Source organism: Nostoc sp. (assembly GCF_036916735.1).
GTDB lineage: Bacteria > Cyanobacteriota > Cyanobacteriia > Cyanobacteriales > Nostocaceae > Nostoc.
The window spans coordinates 92,054-112,242 of sequence record NZ_JBALFV010000014.1 but is presented as its reverse complement, the minus strand read 5'-3'; the positions used below and the strand labels follow the sequence as shown (position 1 = coordinate 112,242).

The following is a 20,189-nucleotide window of genomic DNA, read 5'->3' as shown; positions in this document are numbered from 1 at the left end:
TTAAGAAGTAAAGTTTCCACAAACTATAATTATTAACATATTACTGGAATCATGTCAAGCTTATTGCAGTAGAAGCGCACATCTGTACATTGGAGGATAAGCAGGGCAAACGCATCTAAAATCTGACTTTTACCGCTAAGTTAAAATTAAAAACTTTTTCTTGCGTAATGTTAATAATCCTACGACCCCAAGACCAATTAATGCCGATGGTTCGGGAACAGTAATTTTTTGCGCTGTCAAGCTAGTTTCGTAAGAAACTTTAGGTTTTGTAGCCGACTCAACCGTATAACTAGCTTCAACTTGTTGTAATCCTCCCTCACCAATAGGAATGGAGAAGATACCGTCTTGATCTCCGGTTATTTTTTTACCCAAGTATTCTACTGTAACATCTGGAATTTGTTTTCCTTCGTAAAGAACTTTAACTTTTAAGTTATCTCCTGCTTTGACTGCAAGAGGATTCTGCAAGGATACGATTTCTAATGGTAAATTGAATGGTTCAGCCAAAGTCTCAGACCAATCATAAAGAGCTTTTGTATATTTCAGATAATGGCCTACATCTTGATATTGCCCAATTTCCTGCTCGGAAATACTGCGATATTCATCGTCGGATATCTTAGCATAATAGCCATTATCAAAAAATCCAGTTAAGGCTGCAATTTCACTATTAGGAGTGAGAGACAAACCATCTTCTTTCTGGTTAATATTAAATAGAACTTCCTGCCTGATAGCATTATAAGCAGTAGCTTGCTTAAATTTAGATGTTTGGTAAGTTTCTGGACCTTCTTCTGGATGACCAAATAAGAGATTATATTCTCCGCTTTTGTAGTCAAACCAGATAATGTGTGCTGAGGCGGGCTGAATAATTAAAGGTGAAACTGCCACTGCTAATAGAAATTGTTTCCAAATTTTGGTAAACATCTAAATTGTCTTAAATCAGGTAATAAGTAATTAAAAACATAATATTTGATGTATAACAATCCCCCTACCAGGGATATTTATTTTTAATAAATATTGATTTTTAATATAGTATCTATTGTTAACAGTGATACAATATTTTTTTACAAGAAATAGCTTTGTTGCACGAATAAGAAAAATGCTAATCTGTGCTATCGTGAATAACTAGGCTGCAAAACCGGGAGATACTGGGTAGCCGATAATTGACCCACCTTTGCCTACCTGAGTGGGGAATTAGTACCAATCAGGAAATCCCTGTAATTTTGGGGTTAATTAAAATTTTCAATAAAATATGTTACATTGCAACGTATATACAAATATTATAGATAGGCAAATTATCTGATCCGAACTGCATTGGTAACACTACAGATCAAAATGAATTTATATTAAAAATTAGCGGATTTCTTTGTGTCTATCATGTATAAATAATCATTCCAAAAAACCTAGACACTTACAACTATAACAGATTGTATTTTGCTACCCGTGTTATCAAAATATTTAAAATATTCTCAGTATTTGTTTTTAATCTTTAATTTTAACTGATGGAGGGCATCTGCGGCAGAAAAGGCGATCGCATGATCAAAAAATGGTATCGAGTCCAAAAGCTGAAAACAATATTCATCCTAGCATTGACACTTGTATTTACTAATGCTGTAGTCTCATATAGCAACACTCTTAAGCTGATTCACAACCAGCAATTGGTGACATCTTCATATAAAGTGGTTACTCAAGTTGAAAGTATCCAATCTGCACTCAAAGATACTGAAACTGCACAACGTAATTACCTAATTACAGCAGAGACAGATGATTTACAAACCTATCTTGCAGCTTATCAAAAAACTAATAGCAATATTCAGATTATTAGTAAGTTAACTGCTGATAGTCATCAAAAGCGGCAGTGGATTTATTTGCTGGAGCTGAAAATTACCAACAGGCTCAAAATGCTGCGACAAGAAATTTATCTCAGACAAAACCAGGGATTTGAAGCAGTTCGGCAGCGAATCTTATCTGACAAAAATAAGCAAACCAGCAAAGAAATCCAACAGCTTCTTCACGACTTTTTAGAGGTAGAGCAAAATTTATTACAGCAGGAAATGCAGCAGTTGCAAGCAAGTTCCCAAAAGGCGATAGTCACATTTTTTATCGCTGCTATTGTGGATTTGGTGCTGGTGGCGCTGCTGTATGACTTGTTGTGGCGTTATATTAGGCAACTTCAGCAGACAGAACTAGCCCTAGGGCAAAGCGAAAATCGTTTACGAGCCATGATAGATGCAGAACCAGAATGCATCAAGTTAATTGCCGGGGATGGCACCCTTTTAGAAATTAATGCAGAAGGGTTGGCAATGATGGAAGTGGAAAGTGCCGATGTATTAATTGGTAAACCAATTGATGCCCTAATTGTACCAGAGTATAGAGTAGCTTTTACCGACTTGCATCAAAATGTCTGCAAAGGTAACAAGGGAACTCTGGAGTTTGAAATCATGGGATTTAAAGGTACTCGCCGCTACATGGAAACTCATGCCGTACCACTGCGTAACGAATTGGATGGTACATTCATCTATTTGGCACTGATGCGAGATATAACCCAGCAAAAACAGGCAGAACAGAAAATCCGTGAACAAGGGTTGCTGCTGGATGTATCAAGTGATGCAATTTTGGTGCGAAATGTCCACAACCAAATCTTGTTTTGGAATCAAGGTGCTGAACGTTTGTACGGCTGGAAGACTGCGGAAGTTGTCGGTAAGAATGTTTTGCAACTTTTGTATAAAGACATTTCACCACAGCTAGAAAATGCTTATTTGAGAGTGATGAATACGGGTGAGTGGCGGGGTGAGTTGCATCAACTGACAAGGGAAGGCAAAGTAATTATCGTTGAAAGTCGGTGGATACTTATCCGGGATGATAATGGACAACCCAAATCCATTTTGAGTGTAAACACCGAGATTACGCAGCAGAAACAACTGGAAGCTCAACTTCTGCGATCGCAACGTTTGGAAAGTATCGGCACCTTAGCTGGCGGTATCGTCCATGACCTGAACAATATACTATCTCCAATTTTAATGTCAGTTCAACTATTGCAGAAGAAATTGCCCGATTCGCAGAGTCAGCAAATACTGCAAACTCTAGAAAATAATGTTAAACGCGGCGCTAATTTGCTCAAGCAAGTGTTATCTTTTGCACAGGGTAATGAAGGTAAACAGACAATTGTCCAAATTCAGCCTTTGATGGCAGAACTTGAACAAATTATCACTCAAACATTCCCCAAATCTATTATCTGTCAGGCAGATATCCCTAAAAATCTGTGGTATGTGCGTGGAGACTCAACTCAAATACATCAGATTCTGATGAATTTAGTAGTCAACGCCCGTGATGCCATGCCCAATGGTGGTATATTGAGGATTGCGGCGGAAAATCTGGTAATTGGTGAACATTCTGCCCAGATAAATATTGATGCGAAAGTGGGTTCTTATATTGCGATCGTAGTGACGGATACTGGTGTGGGGATGTCGTCGGAAGTTCAGCAACGGATTTTTGAACCATTTTTCACCACAAAAGAGGTAGGCAAAGGTACAGGTTTAGGACTCTCCACAGCGTTGGGTATTATTAAGAATCACGGTGGTTTTGTTAATGTTTACAGTCAGGCAGGCAGAGGGACTCAATTTACAGTGTACTTGCCTGCCTTAACATCTAAAGACACATATTTGCTGTCTCCAGAAGTGGAATCAGTTATAGGAGATGGCTAATTGATTTTGGTGGTGAAAGTATCACAGACTAAAAAAATCCTAACGTTCGCTCTTTGGAAAAACTTTTTAGTTTACTGAATTTTTGTAGAAACAAATCAGTTACTGATAGACATAAATCTAAATATTTTTTTGCTCAAACAAATTCAAGCGTAAATAATGGTCTACTAATATTATATATTTTGATATATTTTCTAATCAAGGGATTTTTTTGGCACTTCGACGAACTAATTCTTCTAGTATTAGAGCATTTATTTGAAATGATAGTTGTTCTGCTTTTAAAAAGTCTACTTCCGGGAATACAGATATAGTAGCTATTACGGATTTAGATAGATAGTTACTCCATTCTTTTGGGTAATTTGCGTATTTACCTTTTTGATTTTCTTTTAGTATAAATGTAGAAACTCCTGAAAATATATCTGCTAATTGTATTCCGTGAAATTGCCGAGAATCAACAAATTCAATGTTATTTGCTAAATTATAACTTATAGGAGTTGCTTGATTGTTAAGCTCGTAGAACACTTGGTTTTCATTATTAATCATGGGATTAAAAAAAATAGATTGTTCTTGCAAAGGTTTAGACCTATCGCAAAAAACTTTTAGCTGTTTATATTCAAGTCCCCATTGAGCTAAAAGAAGATGAAGCGCACTGTTACTAGCATCTAAAACCCATTTTTCTACTCCAGAACCTTTTAAAGATTCTAATTCTTTTTTAACTATATCTCTATTAAAAAAACAAAAATCTTTAATTGCTTTAAGCTTTAAGATATGGTGAAATTACATCTAGCTTTATAGAACTAAACCTATAAAATAAATCATCATTTTTATTGAGTATAAATTTATAAAAGTCTTCAAAAATTTCCTCTGCATATTTATTTAAATGCTCAAATTCAAAGTATAAAATATTGCTAATAAATTTGTGAAATTTAAGTTCATAAAATAACTTATTGTTACTTGATATGATAGGTTCAAAAATATATTCAAAAAATTTACAGGCTAAACTATATTTTTTATGATATATACTAATTTTAGTATTGTCGTGAAATGTAGAAAGAATTTGTGTGATTATTTGTTTACCTTTACTATTTTTAATAAGACTGCTAAATTTTAATTCATTTTGAATCTTATTATCTTTAATTATTTGTCTAACGAAATCTTTAGCTTTTTCATAACTAATAGCAACAGTAGTATATGCAAAATAAGGATTATCTTTATCCAAAAGATTATTGCCTGTGAATCCAGACTCATCACAATAAATTTCTTGAATAGTCATTTAAATTTTAAAAATAAGGTTTCAAAAGTATTTGAGTCAAGAACCGTACAATTAAAAGCTGTTAGTCCCTGTATCTGATGTCTGTTGAGGGTCATAACTACCCTGGTAAGTTGTAAAAATTCTATATCCTGGTAATACTAAAGCAATTCCAGTTAAGTTGTGAATTTTACCAAGATATTTATAGGGAATATCATCTGGTACGCTCCCACCAATGCGTAAACTAAAACCAAGTAACCATATATAAACCAGCGAGTAGTAAATCCATGCTATATGCAATAGCTCTCATTGCCTCATTTTCTTTGAGAGAAGCAGAATTTCTGGCTATAGCGAATTTTTTGGAGATATTTTTCAGGTTTGTGGTTTTTAACATAGTCCTAATTTCAATCCCCAATAGGGATTTTAGTGAGTTTCAAGCGTTTCAATCCTGAAGTGATAAACTAGGACTAAAGCCCCCTTTAGCCTCACTCAAGGAGGGAAATGGATAAAGTTTGCTAACGTCGGCTGACAATCGATTCTGGAAATTATTCATCTGACGATGGTAAGCTAAATAAGGCAATAGGTGGAAAATGCCACTATTAAGCAATTTCAGGAACTTAGCGTAAGTTTGTGGTTCTTGGGGACCAAAGTGATAATAGGCAAAGCAGTCAAGTGTCGCAACAGTTTCTCTAGTATCTCTAGATTTATTTTCTGGGGAAAGTGGTACTTGTGCTATTGTCAAGAGTTTCTTGGCAGCTTCGAAAGCAGTGAGTGCTTTCTCTAAAAGAGCGATCGCACTTATGTTATCCAAAGTTTTCTCTTTGGCAATCCATCCCCTGTTCTTCTGCTATAGGGGTTCTTTTCGAAAGGCTAGGCAGACGGTGTGGTTCGCAAGTTATAGAGACACTACATAGTTAGCTGTGACTGTTTTCCCAATCATTACTAAGATTGGGTAGAGGCAAAAAAAACACTTCATCGGATGCACTGACGGTTGAGAAAGCCCTCTATAAACTTGGTCTGAACAGTTAACAACTTCCTGATAGATTAGATACAATTAGCATCTACGTTTACTTCGGTGATTACTTGCTCAAAGCAAGTACTCGAATTGACACAGTGTTAAACTTTTCACTTGCTAACTCTGGCGAAAATTTTTGCTTTAGGGCAAATTAAGACTTATATTCAAGGGACTTGGGTGTTTCTTGGAGATGAAGTTAACTAAAACGGGGCAAAAGGCTGAAAATAATATATCTGATGTCAAAAACGCAGAACTGATCGGAGTATTAAGAATCTAAAATAGATATTAAATTGAAGAAAAAACAACGACCATCGACAACCGTCAGTCTATTTTACTTTCTGTAAAGCGTCGCCGGGTTGTTACCAGTGCTGAAACACGATTACATGCAAGTTTCCCAGGATCAGCCTATTTATTCTGAGGCTCCACTCCAGCTGCTACTATTTGTCGATGGACGACCCAAGTCCCGACAACAAGTGCAGCGAATCCGTGCTTACTTAAAAGAATTGCAGGCTGAGTATAGTTTTGAAGTTGAAACTATCGATGTTGGACAACAACCTTACTTAGCAGAACACTTTAAATTGATAGCAACGCCAGCTTTAATCAAAATCCATCCCGAACCACGACAGGTTCTGGCTGGGAGTAATATCATAGCGCAATTAAAAAACTGGTGGCCTCGCTGGCAAACTGCTGTAGACGCTTACTTAAAAGTACAGGAAGACTTACAAGAACGTATAGACGACAATTCTAGGGCGACATTACTCAAATCCACTATCCATTCAGTTGCTGTTTCGGCAGAACTAATTCGACTCTCAGACGAAATTTTTCGCTTGAAACAGGAAAAAGATAACCTCCAAGAGCAGCTACAGTTTAAAGATCGGGTGATTGCTATGCTGGTGCACGATCTCCGCAATCCGCTAACTGCTGCCGCGCTCGCCATCGAAACTCTTCAATCTAATTACAATTTAGAGACAGGGCAATTCCAGCGCCTCAAGCCATCCATGACGGCGCATTTATTAAAACAAGCCCGCAATCAAACTAAGGTCATTGACCGGATGATTGCCGACCTTTTACAGGTAGGTCGTGGCAAAGATACAGAGTTTCCGATTTTACCACAAAAAGTACAGCTAAGGAAACTGTGCTTAGATGTACTAGAAGAATTGGGCGATCGCTACACCGCCAAATCCCAAGAGGTAGAAACAGATATTCCTAATGATTTGCCTTATGTATATGCTGACCCAGAACGCATCCGCCAAGTGCTAGTGAATCTGTTGGATAATGCCATCAAATATACCCCACAAGGTGGCAAGATTAGTATTACCGGATTGCATCGCACTACCCAAAAAGTTCAATTTAGTATCGGCGATACTGGACCTGGTATTCCTGTAGAGAATCGCGATCGCATCTTTGAAAATCACTTCCGCTTGCAACGGGATGAAGGTACAGAAGGTTACGGAATTGGTCTTTGTTTATGCCAACGCATTATCCTGGCACATTATGGTCAAATTTGGGTAGACTCTGCCCCCAATAACGGAGCATGGTTCCACTTCACACTACCAGTTTATCCTTCCTAGAGATTGGGCATTCACAAATGACAAATGACAAATGACAAATGACAATTAAGAACTTGAGACAAAGCGATCGCGCCCCCCAGTTTTTGCTTGGTAGAGTGCTTTATCTGCCCGCACAATCAAATCTGAAGGAGAGGATTCCCAAGTGGGCACAACAGTAGCCACTCCCATACTTAGGGTGACATGCTGACTCACCGCAGACCCATCGTGAACAATTCGCAAATCTTTGATTCCCGCTTGTATCGCTTCGGCAACGTGAACTGCGCCAGATGCAGGGGTGTATGGCATAATCACAGCAAATTCTTCACCACCATAACGCGCTACTAAATCCTGATGTTTTTGCGCCTTGAGACTTAATAAAGCACCTACCTTATGTAAACAGACATCTCCAGCAGGATGACCATATTTATCGTTATAAAATTTAAAATAGTCGATATCACATAAAATCATTGACAGGGGAGATTCCTCTTGTGCCAGATTAATCCACTGAGTATTGAGATAATCGTCAAAACGGCGACGATTTGCCAACTCAGTTAAGCCATCTACATTGGCGAGGTGATGCAAAGCTTGGTTTGCCGCCTCTAACTGTTTGTATACTTGCGCTTGCTGTAACAGGCGACGCAATCGCTGGCGCAATACAGGCCAGTGAATTGGCTTAGTTACATAATCAGTTGCCCCTGCTTCAAAAGCACGGTCTACAGATTCTTCATCATCCAAGCATGTGATCATCAATATAGGAGTGCGCTCCCATATTTTGGAGATCACCTTATTATTAAGGGTTGGGTCAGTATCAAAGGTTGCAAGGGCTGAAATTAAATTATTCCTAGCAATCTGGAGCAAATGCTTACAGCAGGTAAAACCATCCATCACAGGCATTACAGCATCTAGCAAAACTATATCTGGTTTGATAGTCTCGTAAGCATCTAAACATTGCTTACCATCATTAACGTCAACCACTCGATAACCTTCTTGTTCCATAGCTTTACGCAACAATACTCGGATGGTCTTGTCATCATCAGCTACTAGAATCAGTGGTGGTTGCTTAGAAACAGAAAATGGAGTTATGCCTGACATGAGTTGCCTTCCACTTGCAGAACTATCCTGAAAAAGGCTGTGCAACTCAATCGCATGAGGGCGATCGCTCTTTTCATCAATGCCAGGATGTGCGGCAAAGGTGTGTCTGGCTTCATAATCAACTGTTTTTTGACAATAGACTGCTCAAGGTTACTGAGCCAAGCAAGCGGTAGATAACTAAGTTGCATAGACTAATCTATAATTGGCACACGAAGGCAATTCTTACCTTTTTGTTCGCCTATGGTTAGAGGAGGAAATCTTACTTTTATATTTCCCCATTGTTAAAGTCAAATTGCAATTTTTTAAAAAATTGCAAATGCACACCTTATTTCTTTAGTTCTGTAAGTGTTGAAACCCAACAATACAGCGCAAAGCAAAAATCACAAGTAAGATCAGAAGATAGTTAAGACTAAATATTAATATCACTGGACTCAAATTTATTTAGTCTATTCGACAAGGGCTACAGATGTATAGTATAATTACATAGAATATGAATTTACATTTGCACAAAACTTTTTTGTAGATTAACTTTGGATTAATAAAATAATTACTTAATCCCAATATATTTTAGTTAAATAAAAATCTAGTTATTTATTCTAAACTGCACCAACTTATTAGCTAAAATTCTATATATTTTAAATATGGCAAATTAATATTTATTCAATTATTTAATTTAAAAATCAATTCATAATTAATCTATAAAATTGCTATCTTTCTTTAATCCAAAAATCAAAATCTATTTCCACTTACTAAATCTTCAAAATGCCAGACTCATTAATGTATCAGCAAGATAACTTTGTTGTTTTAGAGACAAATCAACCAGAACAATTTTTGACACAATTAGAGTTATTAGAAAAGCTCAAGACCACTCTCCAACAACTCGTAATTCAAGATTTGCCACCTGATTTGCAAAAGTTTGATACCACCGATGCTCAAGCACAATATTTACTTGACACCACTTGCGAATTAGATATTGCTCCTGGGCAATATTTGCAGTGGTATGCAGTTCGTTTAGAAAAGTAACATTTTGGTTAGCGATTAAGAAGTAGCATAACAGATAGTAGATTTATAAGTTGGTTTAAACAAAACAAAACCCAACACAGTCCTGAAAATGTTGAATTTTGTGCCTCAACCCAACCTACATTGAAGTTATTTTTTAGGCTTAACTTAGAGGATGTTTGAAAAGTCCTCTTCTCAGTATTAAAAGTTTTAGATCCCTCTAAATCTCCCTTATAAAGGGAGATTTTAATTCCAGTTCCTCCCTTTTTAAGGGGAGTTAGGGGGGATCTAAAAGTGCCCAAAATTACAGCGAAACACTTTTAAAACAACCTCTTACGCAGTATTGGAAACATGGTGAAAAAAGAATTACTCAACAATACCCTCTTTTCTCCCCTGCTCCCCCTGCTATCCTAACCGTATTGGCAGCTCCTTAACTTCTTTGATAAGTCGGTGAGCTGCGCGTTTAATTCAGGATTGCTACATAAAAGAATCGAGTTTGGGTAACGATAATTTTTGTTCTTGACTATTGACTACTGACTAGTGACTCTTTTTGAGTATTGATCAGTGCTAGCTCAATTGTATTTTCAGATGGCTGCATTATTTCAACCTCCAATCCAGGGCCAAAATAGTTGATCATTTTTTCCTGCTTTTTTTGCCAGACATCAATTGGTATTAGGGGTGAATTAAATTCTAAAATTAGGGCATAGCTGCCATTGACTTCTGTTTCTCGCAAGCCTGTTACTGTTGGTCGTTCCTGGTCTGAGGGACTCAAACCCAGAAAAGACAGTGTTGTATCTAGATGAGCATCTTGACCGTAACAATATCGGGTGATGTCTTTGCGAATTTTATTTTGAGTATCAGTTGCTTGCTGTTCTCGCAATATCAATACTGACGGTGACGTAGTTTGGGTAAAGGGTACTGGCTTGAGTTCGTTAGCTTTCAGCGCCAATCCTCCCAACAATAAAGGAATCCCGTAAAAAAATCCGACAAGATTTAATGTGGCATTATCAGCACCATAGGCGACGAAACCCATGATGGTTAATATGCTGCCGATAGTTAAACCGAGTGTTCCTAAAGAAATTTGGCGTAGCATGAGCTTAAATTAGTATAAAGTCTGAATACCCCAGTTTTATTATCATCGGCTATGAATAACTAATTAGGAAAGAATATCATTCTTAGACAGTAATATTCAACCAACTCGAAATTGCTAAGTTAAGACTGACACGGTAAGAAGTCAAGGGGTTTTACCTTTATTTATATAAAAATTTCCGTAGACGCAAGAACACGGATTTCTAAGCCACAAAGTTAGTGTAGTAAACTAGTAAGGGCGTATTATTGCCCCAGAATGTTGGATTTTGAGTTAACTTTAAATTCAAAGGTAGTTAAAGATAGGAAAAAAATAATGGATTTACAGACTATAAAAGAACGAATTGTCGCAGTTCAAAGCAAACGCGAGTACCTATTAGGTCTACTGGAGCAACCAAATTTGGGAACTTTGAGAGTTGATGTAAATCAGGCTTTGGAAGAACTGGATGAATTAATTGATGAATTTAGACGCACCATTCCGGTAGAGTAGAAACTATCAAAAATTGCGTCGGTTTAACCGTCAACTTCAGGTTAAACCGACGCTTCTCAGTAGTATCATGTTTTAAAATCCTCATAATTCAACTAAGTGTGAGTTAGCGAAGCAATATAGCTGTATAATTTATCCTACAACTGAACCATCTCCTCTACGCTGACCTAACTGCCTAACTAATGCAATAAGTTCGCTTGTAGGTATATCTTTCTTGCAAACTTTATCAAAGCTTGACGTTGCTTTTGTCCCGTGAAAATTTAGGTCTTCCACTGAGGAGTAAGCAAGTATTTGGGTGTTCGGAGATATAGCTTTAATGTGATTAGACGCGCTCCAGCCATCCATGACTGGCATCTGTAAATCTAAAACAATTACGTCAGGATGGCAATGTTTAACCATTTCTATAGCTTCTTCACCATTACTGGCTAAACCTACTACTTGAATATTTTCCTGGCAAGAAAAAATTAATTGTAAGGTTAAACGAGTCAGTTCGTGGTCATCAACTACTAAAAGACGCAAGGTAGAAAGCTCACAGGATAACATTAACATTTAAGGAAAAGACGAAATTATTTCAGAACAGCTTCTCTAGTCTATGGGAACAAATGCCAGCACTAACTCTATCCTATGGTTGAATAACTTGTGTCAACCCATGACAAACAACTTAGATAACTTCCAAAAAGTCAAGTTTTCTAAAAAATAGGACTTACGCACTCGTGACGAAAAACTGAGCTTTTGCGATTACTTTGCTTTGCTCGTAATGACGTAAACGTAGTCCCTGCGTAAGTCCAACAAACTAAGTTGAGTTAGTTGTCAAGGTAGAAGTAACTTATTTTTTAATCAATCAGGTTTGAGGCTACACCAGTTGAGCGTAATGCCATACTCATGAGAATTTTTTGCGAATTAGCTTCTGGAGAATCATTGTATGGACGCCGTTGAACGTAAGTACCATCAGCTTGTAATTCCCACGCTTGGCGATTATCTGCGAGCATAATTCCCATAATTTCTTGCAAATCTTTGGCAATATCAGGGTCTTTTACTGGGGTAATTACTTCAACTCGGCGATCTAGATTGCGGCGCATCCAGTCGGCACTGCCGATATAGATTTCCTCCTGTGTATTGTTATGAAAATAATAAATCCGAGAGTGTTCTAAAAAGCGACCGACAATGCTAATTATGCGAATATTTTCACTAATGTCTTTAAGTCCTGGACGCAAACAACAAACACCCCTGATAATTAAGTCGATTTGCACTCCGGCGCGGGAAGCTTCATATAAAGTGGCAATAATTTCTGGATCGACTAGGGAATTCATTTTGGCAACAATGCGTCCAGAAAATCCATTTTGAACATTTTCGATTTCGCGGCGAATTAGTGCCAAAAAGCGATCGCGCATATTCACAGGCGCAACCAGCAATTCTCGATAAGACTTTTGTCGTGAGTAGCCTGTCAAGAAATTAAATAAATCTGTGATGTCAGCACCTAATTCTTCACGGCAACTGAACAATCCCAAATCTGTATATAGCCGTGCCGTTTTGGAGTTATAGTTACCAGTGCCAATATGCACATACCTACGTATCCGGTCTTTTTCGCGCCGTACCACCATGACGGTTTTACTGTGGGTTTTCAGCCCCACTAAACCATAGACAACATGAACCCCCACTCTTTCTAGTCGTTTTGCCCAGTAAATATTATTCTCCTCATCAAATCGTGCCTTTAATTCCACCAGTACAGATATCTGTTTGCCATTTTCGGCGGCAGCAATTAAGGCGTTAACGATGGGCGAGTCGCCAGAAGTCCGGTAAAGGGTCATCTTGATGGCTAACACATTCGGATCGTAGGCAGCATGGGTAATAAAACGCACCACTGTAGCCGAAAAGGATTGATAGGGATGGTGTACTAACAAATCCTTTTCCCGAATCACAGCAAAAAAGTCTTTTCCTTCGTCTGTCTCCAGTGTGTCTGGGTTTAAACTTGGTTCCCTCAGTCTTTGTAAGCGTAATGGTACAACAGATTGGCGTGGTGGATCTTTGAGTTCCGGCAATGGCAAGGACATAAAATACATCAAATCCCGCAGTCCCAAAAGGCCGTCTACTTCGTAGAGATCGCTTTCTGTTAATTCCAAATCATGCAATAATCGCGATCGCACTATTTCAGGAGTCTGGGATTGAATTTCTAGCCGGACTGGACTTCCACCCAAGCGCCGTTTTCGCAATTCCTGTTCGATAGCTAACAATAAGTCATCTGCTTCATCTTCTTCTAAGACCAAATCGGCATCACGGGTAATGCGGAACGGATGATATTCTTGAATGTTCATCCCTGGAAATAGAGATTCCAAGTTATGAGCGATCGCTTGTTCTAAAGGTACTCCAGTCCAGTGGGCAGGTTTATCGTTGTTCTGATCTCCCAATTCTGGCGGTATTGCTAAAAATCGTGGTAGCAGATTGGGGACTTTAACTCTGGCAAAGAATTCTTCTTCGGTGTCTGGGTTTTTGACCACAACAGCCAGATTCAGACTGAGATTAGAAATAAAAGGAAAGGGATGACTAGGATCAACAGCCAAAGGAGTTAAAACTGGAAAGACTTGTTCCTCAAAATAACTGTTGAGATGAGTCCGTTGTTTTTGATTTAAATCTATGTAATCTAGGATATGGATCCCATGATTTGCTAATAGGGGACGAAGTACTTGCTCAAAATGTTGATGCTCTTTCTTTACAAGAGGAATCAGGGTAGACCTAATATCGTCTAGCTGTTGTTGTGGTGTCCGACCATCAGGAGTTAACAGGCTAACTTTCGCTTCTACTTGTTGCTTTAAACCAGCAACGCGCACCATGAAAAACTCATCCAAATTAGAGTTGAAGATTCCTAAAAACTTCAGGCGTTCGAGAAGGGGCGTGCGATCATCACAGGCTTCATGTAATACCCTGCTATTAAATTCTAGCCAGCTTAACTCTCGGTTAAGATAATATTGTGGATCGTTTAAATTGATGGGATTGGCGCTTTTTTTCGATTTTGCCATAACGATCTTAGGGTAGCCAGATGTAGCCCATATAGATGGAGAACAATAAACATAATAAATTAAATCGGGCATCCAAGTGAAGCGGTTTGTCCCTAATTGTCGCTTTTATAAAAATCTTAAAAACTTATTTGTCATAAGTTTGTTTTTTCTCCTGAGTCTCCTTAGCTGCTGCGGTAATCGGTAATTGCAGATTTTGATCGTAGACAAACTCTTTACTAATTGCTACTTCTAACTTCGGTAAAGTATTGCTGCTGGCGATGCCATCTTGAACAGGAACGTGCAATGTATAGTTACCAACGGGAACAGCGTCTAGACGGTAAAGACCAAATTGATCAGTTATAGATGATACTACTGGTTTGCCTTGAGCATCAACTAGTTGTACTTCCACGTTTGGTATTGGCTGACCTGACACATCAGTAATTTTGCCTGCCACACCATATTCTAATCTAACAGGGAAATCTAATTGAGTCACAGCTGCACCTGCTACTTCCGCAACTATAGAAGTTTTCTGCACAGCAACTTCAATTGGTAACTCGTCTGGATCTAGTGCAATTACATAGACACCTTCTCGCAAGTTACCGACAAAGAAATTACCTTGAGCGTCTATTTTAGCTGTACCGACACTGCGACCACGATTATCGTAAACATTGATAGTACTGCCACCAAGGTCTGCACCCTTCCTACTACCTTGAACAACCATTCGTCCAGCGATCGCTCCTCTGTCTTTGCCAACTGAGCTATATTCAGCCGGTAACACTTTACCGCCAGCAAATGATAAATCTGATACTAAGGATATGGTCAGGCGATCATCCCCAATGCCACCAATAACACTTTTATATCTAGAGGGGATACCTTGATAATCAATTAAGGCGAATAATCCTGGTAATATCCGCATACTAGCACCAACAACCGGCCCAATTTCTCCATCTCTATATCCTAATCCTAAGCGCCAACTTAGACCATAAAGGCTAGGAGAGCTATAATTCAGTCCTAAAGTGTAACGAGTCGCTAAATCACCACCAGATTCAGTCCCGAAGGATAGTAGATAATCACGGGTTAGGTTATAGCCAAAGTCTGTTGTATAGACGTTACCAAAAGAGTTAAAAGCTAATCTGCTATTTCTTGTTGGTTGATAAAAGGCATTCAATGAGTAGTTGCCAAAATAATCTGGTGTACCTCTAAAAGATAAGTTAGACAATGCGCGGAATGAAAAAGTCGGCAGAATGTAAGTACTTGAATCACTTTGGTTTTGGTAACTGCGGGCAATCAAGCCTAGATTAAAGTTATTACTGAATTTATATCTGACATCTAGAGCATTATTCTTGCGATCGCGTGATTGACCATTGCTGCTAAAATAGCCTGTTGGATATAATTCAGAAACTCCTAAAACTTGCCAACGATCCAACTGAATATCCAAATTAGCCGCATAACCTAATTCACCGCTAGAACTACCGACATTTGCTGATAAAATTATAGGACTTGCCAAACGCCAAGCAAAACCTGCCTGTGCTTGTGTAGTATCAGGTAATAATTGTACAGAGCTTTCCAACGTTAAATTATCAGAAATACCCTGGCGTATCTGATAAAATCCCGCGAACTGCCCTGATTGAGTCGAAGGAAAATCATCCAATAAATTATTTTGGATATAGTTACCAGTTAATCCTACACCGGCTAGCTGCACATTACCGCCTGCTGGTAACAATAAATCTGAAGCATTGAGTCTCAAAGAACGAATTTCTGTAGGTACGCTGAAATTATTGCGGTCAAATACAAACAGTTCAATATCATTACTTTGACCAGTAGGCAAATTGACATCTGCAAATTGGTATTCTCCACTTAGTCCTACCTGCTGTTGAGCAACCACAACGCCACTAACTCTTAACTGAACAAAACTAGCTGGGGGAACTACACCACGAAATGTTTGTATAGGTTGGGAACGTCTTGGTAGAAGCTCATTAGCACTATAACTTGGATTAAACCTGTCGGCAGGTAAATTAGTATAACCAATCTGTGCTCCTGTCAAATTGAGATTAGTAGCTAAAGGATTTAACCCAATTTGTTGGCGACCTATTTGATAAAGCATTCGCCCTGAACGTTTAAAGTAAAAATATTCACTTAGTTGAGGCGAGTTAACAAAATCATTCTCTAAACGTAACCGCCACGCACCACCTGCCAAACGCCCACCCAAAAGAGAAGAAGTACGCCAATTTGTATTACCAGAATTACTGTAATAATTTAACTCTTGCCGGAAATTAGATAAACCACTGCTAGGAGGTCTAACTTCAGGCTTGAGGTCAATTGCCTGATTTCTCGATTCTCGACTACCTCTGCGCCAAGGTAAATCAACATTCAAGGCTAAATCTGAAGTTTTAAGCTCTATCTCAGTAAGTAATTTTTCTTTCAACAAGGTATCACTAATATAAGTGATACCATTAATTTTTTTTAAATCTGAATCTGTAATAGTTACCTCACCTAAAGGTGTTTTAAGGTGGGTTTTGCCGACATCAATCTTTTCAACCGTAAATCCAGCAATCTGGGCAAAATCAGACAGTGGAATTAATAAGCTTTTTCCCTCTGGAATAACTTCTAAGCTACCAACTTCCTGTCCATTAATGAATACTCCCACTAATAAGTTTTTACCTTCAGCCAATATATTATTAATCGGAGTATTTTGAGTCGTACTATTCTTACCTGTTGAAGTTTTTAAAGCATCACTGCTAAAATAATCTGAAGTAACTACATTGTTAACCTTTTGTTCATTATCAGGAAAAAGCGTATTTTTTACATCATTATTATGAGAAGCATCTGTGATATTTATTAGAGGATTTTTTATGTCACTAATAGTTGAATTTTGGGAACCTGCTGATGGTGTGATACTTTGAGCGATAACCTGTTGACTAAGTTGTTTGGTGTCAGAATCTAGAGCATTTTCACTAGTTATGTTACTAGCTGTAATGTTTCCCTGACTTGTCACATTATGTGGAAAAGTCAATGAAGAACCTAACCGCCTAACCCCATTTACTTTTAGGGAAGGGAGAGAATTCAAAGCCTTTCTCCTTGAAGGAGAAAGGTTTTTCAAATGCCCTGAGAAATAAATAGTGTTTTCATTATCTATCTTGCAAGAATGCTGTGATTTATCCGTGGAAAACTCAGGTGGTAATATTTCTGGTGGTGAAAGAGTTGCAATTGCTCCAGGAAATGCTTTATGTTCTTGACTAACGCGGGTATCTAACTGCGTTTTACAAGAACCATTCTCTGACTGTATAATTGTAATTGGTGGGGGAAATGCTGAAGGTTGGTTGGGCATAAACTGAAGTACACAAATTTGTATGGGTAGCCCAAGAAACTTCCTGGCTACAAATCATTCCTGGGAATATAAATAAACTTGGTTAGCAAAATTTCAGCTTTTGTAAACCCAAAAGCTAAAACACATTAATTTTGCACATTTAAATTTCATCAAACGTGTGGAATGAGTATCTTACCTAGACCAATTAACGTAATTTAAATGTGGAATAGTTTATCTGCGATGCTGAAGATTTTTGAGAGGATTTCTTAATTTTTGAGAAGCAGGCTGAGTTTGAGTGTTGATATTATTAGCTAATGGAGCATTAATGGGCACTGTAAAAGGTATGCCTTTTTTAATCACTACACCATTTAGTTCCCCATTGATATCCAAAACGTAGCTACCAGGGGGTAACTTTTTAGTGATTGGTAGTAAAATTTGACGACGGCTATCAGGCAAAATTAGTGTTGTAGGTAAAAATCCTGCATCCACTAAAGGCTCAGAAATTTTTACCTCTGGCTTTTCTAAATGAGCTATGGGTTTTGTCACCTCAGCACCTGGATATTTAGCAGCTGGCCAAATAGCATATTGACCTTGCATATTAACAGATGCATTACCTTGGCTATAAATATCAAAGACGGCATTGAGAGCATTAGATTTAGGCTTGACACTCACAGAATTTAATACACCAATTCTCTTGATATCTCCTACATAACCATATATTGCAACTCCTAATTTGCCAATTAAAGTTATACCTTTATTTCGTGTAGCTGTCCGGGGTATTTCTTCAAAATAAAGTACTGCCCTATGTTCACCTGATTGAGGCTTAACTCTAGGACGAATGGCAAAACGAACAGTCTGTGAGCCACCAGGTGGAATTATAAATCTAGAAGGAGTAAAAATAATCCACTGCTCTAAAGATTGCTCTTTGGGAGGAAGTATTCGTATTTTATTTTCCTCGTCCATTGCCCACGATTGCACATAAACCTTAAGCTCAACTGGTTGAGAATCAAGGTTGAAAACACGAATAGCTTGAGAGCGTGTTTTGTTGCTGTTCATATCTATGTGAAATCTGGGTGGGCTTACACCAATATTAACTGCCATTGCAGGAGGCATACTTAGAGCTAATGCTCCCATTACACCCAAGGCAATATTTATTGATCTTGGCAACATAGGGATTAAATTCTTCATTCTAAAACACACCATAAAGCAATTATTTTCTTCATCTAATTACAGCAATTAACGGCTATTTACTATTACTGACAATTCCCCGGTATATTGACCTGCAACTTGAGTACCAGAAACGTCCATTTTTAATCGGAATCCCCCTTGTACCAAAGCTGTATTAGTATTGGAATCACGAGAAATTTCTATGATGGGTAACGGCTCTATAACAATTTGAACCGCAGAATTAGAACGCTGTTCACTGCTAATTGCATCGTTTCTACCATTTTCGGCTTTTATCTCATAAGTGGCATAAAGTAAATTCACTTGGTTTGTAGGAATACGCATCTGCCAAATATTAGGAAATTCCCGAACAATCAAAGTATTAAATTGGGGAGGTGCCAATAAGTCTCCTGGATTAGTAACTGACTCACTTTTAGTAGCCACAGAAATTTCTGACTGTGTGATGGGAGGAATTTTGAGTCTTTGGGGAGTAGCTAACTGGTAAATCTCTGTGGGTTGAATGGTGGGGATTAATTGTGCCGCACTCGGTGTTTGTGAACACGCTAACATAGCTATACTGACAGCTATGGAGTTGAGTAGGTAACGTTTGTAACTCTTAGTTAGATGCCATGACATATTGCTAAGTTATTCACATTCAAGTCATGTATACAGATCAAATCTTTACTGAACTTTGTTGCTAATAGATTTAATATGGAGAATATCTCCCAAGATTCTAGGGAATTGAGGAGATATTCACGAAGTTAACCAGTTTATGGAATTACATCAGCAGTAAGAGAGCAATCTGTCTTTTGCTTGTCAGGTTTGAGTCAGATTACTCCTCCCACTGTTATCCAGAGAAAGGTTAGTTAGGTCTGAAAGCTTCAACTGCCAGAGTACCTGTGTAGCTTCCTGCCGGTGCAGTAGCGCTTAACGGGATATCTAGAACAATATCCTTTGCAGTAGCACTACTTAAGCCTTCAGCAGTTATTGCAGCGTTACTAACATCACTAGCACCAACAGTAACGGCAAGAGAATTACCGCCTGATTCGGTAAAAGTACTAGGTGTAATGGCTACTTGATAAGTTCCTGTGGGACTGTTAGAAAAAACAACGTAGGCACCAGTAATCGTTTTGGTTACAGGTGTTGCGCCCACTGAGAAGGGGGATGTAGAATCAACAGTAGCACCAGAAGATGTGCCACTGCCTATATAAACGGGGGGAGTACTACCACTAACTGCAGTTAACCCTGCTGCTCCTGATGTACCAACTAAATCACCTGGAGTAATGGCTACATTGGCAGTTGTGATAGTTCTCAAGTAGAGAATCTCAGGCACACTGACAGTAACATTAATTGTGCTAGTCGGACCTGAACCTTGAGCAATCTGAGCGCTAGCAGGGGCAGAAAGAATCGCACCACCTAAAACAGCACTAACAAAAGCAGTAAGAGCTAAAAATTTGTTCTTCATATTGAAAAATATCTCTCTGTTGTTTGTGTTGACCGTTAGTAAATCTCGTGGACTCGATAGTTTGTTTACAAATGGCTGAAATTTTAG

The 20,189-nt window shown here is 38.3% G+C and carries 18 protein-coding genes; 4 read left to right on the top strand and 14 right to left on the bottom strand.

All coding sequences use genetic code 11. The features are described from left to right. Positions 1 to 135: 135 nt before the first annotated feature. Complete coding sequence (locus V7L20_RS03795; RefSeq protein ID WP_334742784.1) at positions 136 to 918, bottom strand: DUF4198 domain-containing protein; 783 nt, start codon at positions 916 to 918, stop codon at positions 136 to 138. A gap of 578 nt (positions 919 to 1,496) precedes the next feature. Here V7L20_RS03795 and V7L20_RS03790 point away from each other — a divergent pair. Next, entirely contained in the window at positions 1,497 to 3,698 is a 2,202-nt protein-coding gene (locus tag V7L20_RS03790) for a PAS domain S-box protein (RefSeq protein ID WP_334742783.1), read from the top strand. A gap of 195 nt (positions 3,699 to 3,893) precedes the next feature. On the opposite strand, the gene V7L20_RS03785 is transcribed toward V7L20_RS03790, so the two are convergent. The 4 genes from V7L20_RS03785 to V7L20_RS03770 form a co-directional block, all read right to left on the bottom strand. Then, positions 3,894 to 4,415 carry a DUF3800 domain-containing protein gene (locus tag V7L20_RS03785; RefSeq protein WP_334742819.1) on the bottom strand — a complete coding sequence of 174 codons (522 nt, stop codon included), beginning with the start codon at positions 4,413 to 4,415 and terminating at the stop codon, positions 3,894 to 3,896. Between the two features lie 34 nt (positions 4,416 to 4,449). Then, entirely contained in the window at positions 4,450 to 4,968 is a 519-nt protein-coding gene (locus tag V7L20_RS03780; RefSeq protein WP_334742782.1) for a DUF3800 domain-containing protein, read from the bottom strand. A gap of 51 nt (positions 4,969 to 5,019) precedes the next feature. After that, entirely contained in the window at positions 5,020 to 5,244 is a 225-nt protein-coding gene (locus V7L20_RS03775) for a hypothetical protein (RefSeq protein WP_334742781.1), read from the bottom strand. A gap of 142 nt (positions 5,245 to 5,386) precedes the next feature. Beyond that, positions 5,387 to 5,755 (bottom strand): hypothetical protein, encoded by a 369-nt coding sequence (locus V7L20_RS03770; protein WP_334742780.1) that lies wholly within the window; start codon positions 5,753 to 5,755, stop codon positions 5,387 to 5,389. Positions 5,756 to 6,324: 569 nt separating this feature from the next. Here V7L20_RS03770 and V7L20_RS03765 point away from each other — a divergent pair. After that, the gene (locus V7L20_RS03765) at positions 6,325 to 7,530 is read left to right on the top strand and encodes a histidine kinase (protein WP_334742779.1); all 1,206 of its coding nucleotides are present in this window, start codon (positions 6,325 to 6,327) and stop codon (positions 7,528 to 7,530) included. A gap of 45 nt (positions 7,531 to 7,575) precedes the next feature. On the opposite strand, the gene V7L20_RS03760 is transcribed toward V7L20_RS03765, so the two are convergent. Next, complete coding sequence (locus tag V7L20_RS03760; RefSeq protein WP_334742778.1) at positions 7,576 to 8,601, bottom strand: GGDEF domain-containing response regulator; 1,026 nt, start codon at positions 8,599 to 8,601, stop codon at positions 7,576 to 7,578. After that, on the bottom strand, positions 8,589 to 8,789 hold the full coding sequence (locus V7L20_RS03755) for a hypothetical protein (protein ID WP_334742777.1): 201 nt from the start codon (positions 8,787 to 8,789) through the stop codon (positions 8,589 to 8,591). Before V7L20_RS03755 ends, V7L20_RS03760 begins: the two co-directional genes overlap by 13 nt. A 574-nt stretch (positions 8,790 to 9,363) precedes the next feature. Here V7L20_RS03755 and V7L20_RS03750 point away from each other — a divergent pair. Next, the gene (locus tag V7L20_RS03750) at positions 9,364 to 9,624 is read left to right on the top strand and encodes a chlororespiratory reduction protein 7 (protein ID WP_334742776.1); all 261 of its coding nucleotides are present in this window, start codon (positions 9,364 to 9,366) and stop codon (positions 9,622 to 9,624) included. Positions 9,625 to 10,123: 499 nt separating this feature from the next. Here V7L20_RS03750 and V7L20_RS03745 read toward each other — a convergent pair whose 3' ends face one another. Continuing rightward, the gene (locus V7L20_RS03745) at positions 10,124 to 10,693 is read right to left on the bottom strand and encodes a DUF2854 domain-containing protein (RefSeq protein WP_334742775.1); all 570 of its coding nucleotides are present in this window, start codon (positions 10,691 to 10,693) and stop codon (positions 10,124 to 10,126) included. Between the two features lie 309 nt (positions 10,694 to 11,002). On the opposite strand from V7L20_RS03745, the gene V7L20_RS03740 reads away from it, so the two are divergent. Then, complete coding sequence (locus tag V7L20_RS03740; protein ID WP_181984929.1) at positions 11,003 to 11,176, top strand: hypothetical protein; 174 nt, start codon at positions 11,003 to 11,005, stop codon at positions 11,174 to 11,176. A 129-nt stretch (positions 11,177 to 11,305) separates the two neighbouring features. Here the strand turns inward: V7L20_RS03740 and V7L20_RS03735 are convergent, their stop codons facing one another. The 6 genes from V7L20_RS03735 to V7L20_RS03710 form a co-directional block, all read right to left on the bottom strand. Further along, positions 11,306 to 11,722, bottom strand: coding sequence for a response regulator (locus V7L20_RS03735; protein ID WP_334742774.1), 417 nt, complete (start codon positions 11,720 to 11,722; stop codon positions 11,306 to 11,308). 284 nt (positions 11,723 to 12,006) lie between these two features. After that, the gene (gene ppk1 / locus V7L20_RS03730) at positions 12,007 to 14,187 is read right to left on the bottom strand and encodes a polyphosphate kinase 1 (protein ID WP_334742773.1); all 2,181 of its coding nucleotides are present in this window, start codon (positions 14,185 to 14,187) and stop codon (positions 12,007 to 12,009) included. A 124-nt stretch (positions 14,188 to 14,311) separates the two neighbouring features. Next, positions 14,312 to 17,494, bottom strand: a complete 3,183-nt coding sequence (locus tag V7L20_RS03725; protein ID WP_334742772.1) for a carboxypeptidase regulatory-like domain-containing protein — start codon at positions 17,492 to 17,494, stop codon at positions 14,312 to 14,314. A gap of 210 nt (positions 17,495 to 17,704) precedes the next feature. Next, positions 17,705 to 18,643 (bottom strand): fimbrial biogenesis chaperone, encoded by a 939-nt coding sequence (locus tag V7L20_RS03720; RefSeq protein WP_334742771.1) that lies wholly within the window; start codon positions 18,641 to 18,643, stop codon positions 17,705 to 17,707. Positions 18,644 to 18,709: 66 nt separating this feature from the next. Next, positions 18,710 to 19,273 (bottom strand): hypothetical protein, encoded by a 564-nt coding sequence (locus tag V7L20_RS03715; protein ID WP_334742770.1) that lies wholly within the window; start codon positions 19,271 to 19,273, stop codon positions 18,710 to 18,712. 226 nt (positions 19,274 to 19,499) lie between these two features. Continuing rightward, positions 19,500 to 20,102, bottom strand: a complete 603-nt coding sequence (locus tag V7L20_RS03710) for a hypothetical protein (RefSeq protein ID WP_334742769.1) — start codon at positions 20,100 to 20,102, stop codon at positions 19,500 to 19,502. Positions 20,103 to 20,189: the final 87 nt, after the last annotated feature.

Bases quoted from the DNA above. Each gene is read 5' to 3' on its own strand.
- V7L20_RS03795 (WP_334742784.1), bottom strand. From the start codon at position 918: ATGTTTACCAAAATTTGGAAACAATTTCTATTAGCAGTGGCAGTTTCA.
- V7L20_RS03790 (WP_334742783.1), top strand. From the start codon at position 1,497: ATGGAGGGCATCTGCGGCAGAAAAGGCGATCGCATGATCAAAAAATGG.
- V7L20_RS03780 (WP_334742782.1), bottom strand. From the start codon at position 4,968: ATGACTATTCAAGAAATTTATTGTGATGAGTCTGGATTCACAGGCAAT.
- V7L20_RS03760 (WP_334742778.1), bottom strand. From the start codon at position 8,601: ATGTCAGGCATAACTCCATTTTCTGTTTCTAAGCAACCACCACTGATT.
- V7L20_RS03755 (WP_334742777.1), bottom strand. From the start codon at position 8,789: ATGCAACTTAGTTATCTACCGCTTGCTTGGCTCAGTAACCTTGAGCAG.
- V7L20_RS03750 (WP_334742776.1), top strand. From the start codon at position 9,364: ATGCCAGACTCATTAATGTATCAGCAAGATAACTTTGTTGTTTTAGAG.
- V7L20_RS03745 (WP_334742775.1), bottom strand. From the start codon at position 10,693: ATGCTACGCCAAATTTCTTTAGGAACACTCGGTTTAACTATCGGCAGC.
- V7L20_RS03740 (WP_181984929.1), top strand. From the start codon at position 11,003: ATGGATTTACAGACTATAAAAGAACGAATTGTCGCAGTTCAAAGCAAA.
- V7L20_RS03735 (WP_334742774.1), bottom strand. From the start codon at position 11,722: ATGTTAATGTTATCCTGTGAGCTTTCTACCTTGCGTCTTTTAGTAGTT.
- ppk1 (WP_334742773.1), bottom strand. From the start codon at position 14,187: ATGGCAAAATCGAAAAAAAGCGCCAATCCCATCAATTTAAACGATCCA.
- V7L20_RS03725 (WP_334742772.1), bottom strand. From the start codon at position 17,494: ATGCCCAACCAACCTTCAGCATTTCCCCCACCAATTACAATTATACAG.
- V7L20_RS03720 (WP_334742771.1), bottom strand. From the start codon at position 18,643: ATGTTGCCAAGATCAATAAATATTGCCTTGGGTGTAATGGGAGCATTA.
- V7L20_RS03715 (WP_334742770.1), bottom strand. From the start codon at position 19,273: ATGTCATGGCATCTAACTAAGAGTTACAAACGTTACCTACTCAACTCC.
- V7L20_RS03710 (WP_334742769.1), bottom strand. From the start codon at position 20,102: ATGAAGAACAAATTTTTAGCTCTTACTGCTTTTGTTAGTGCTGTTTTA.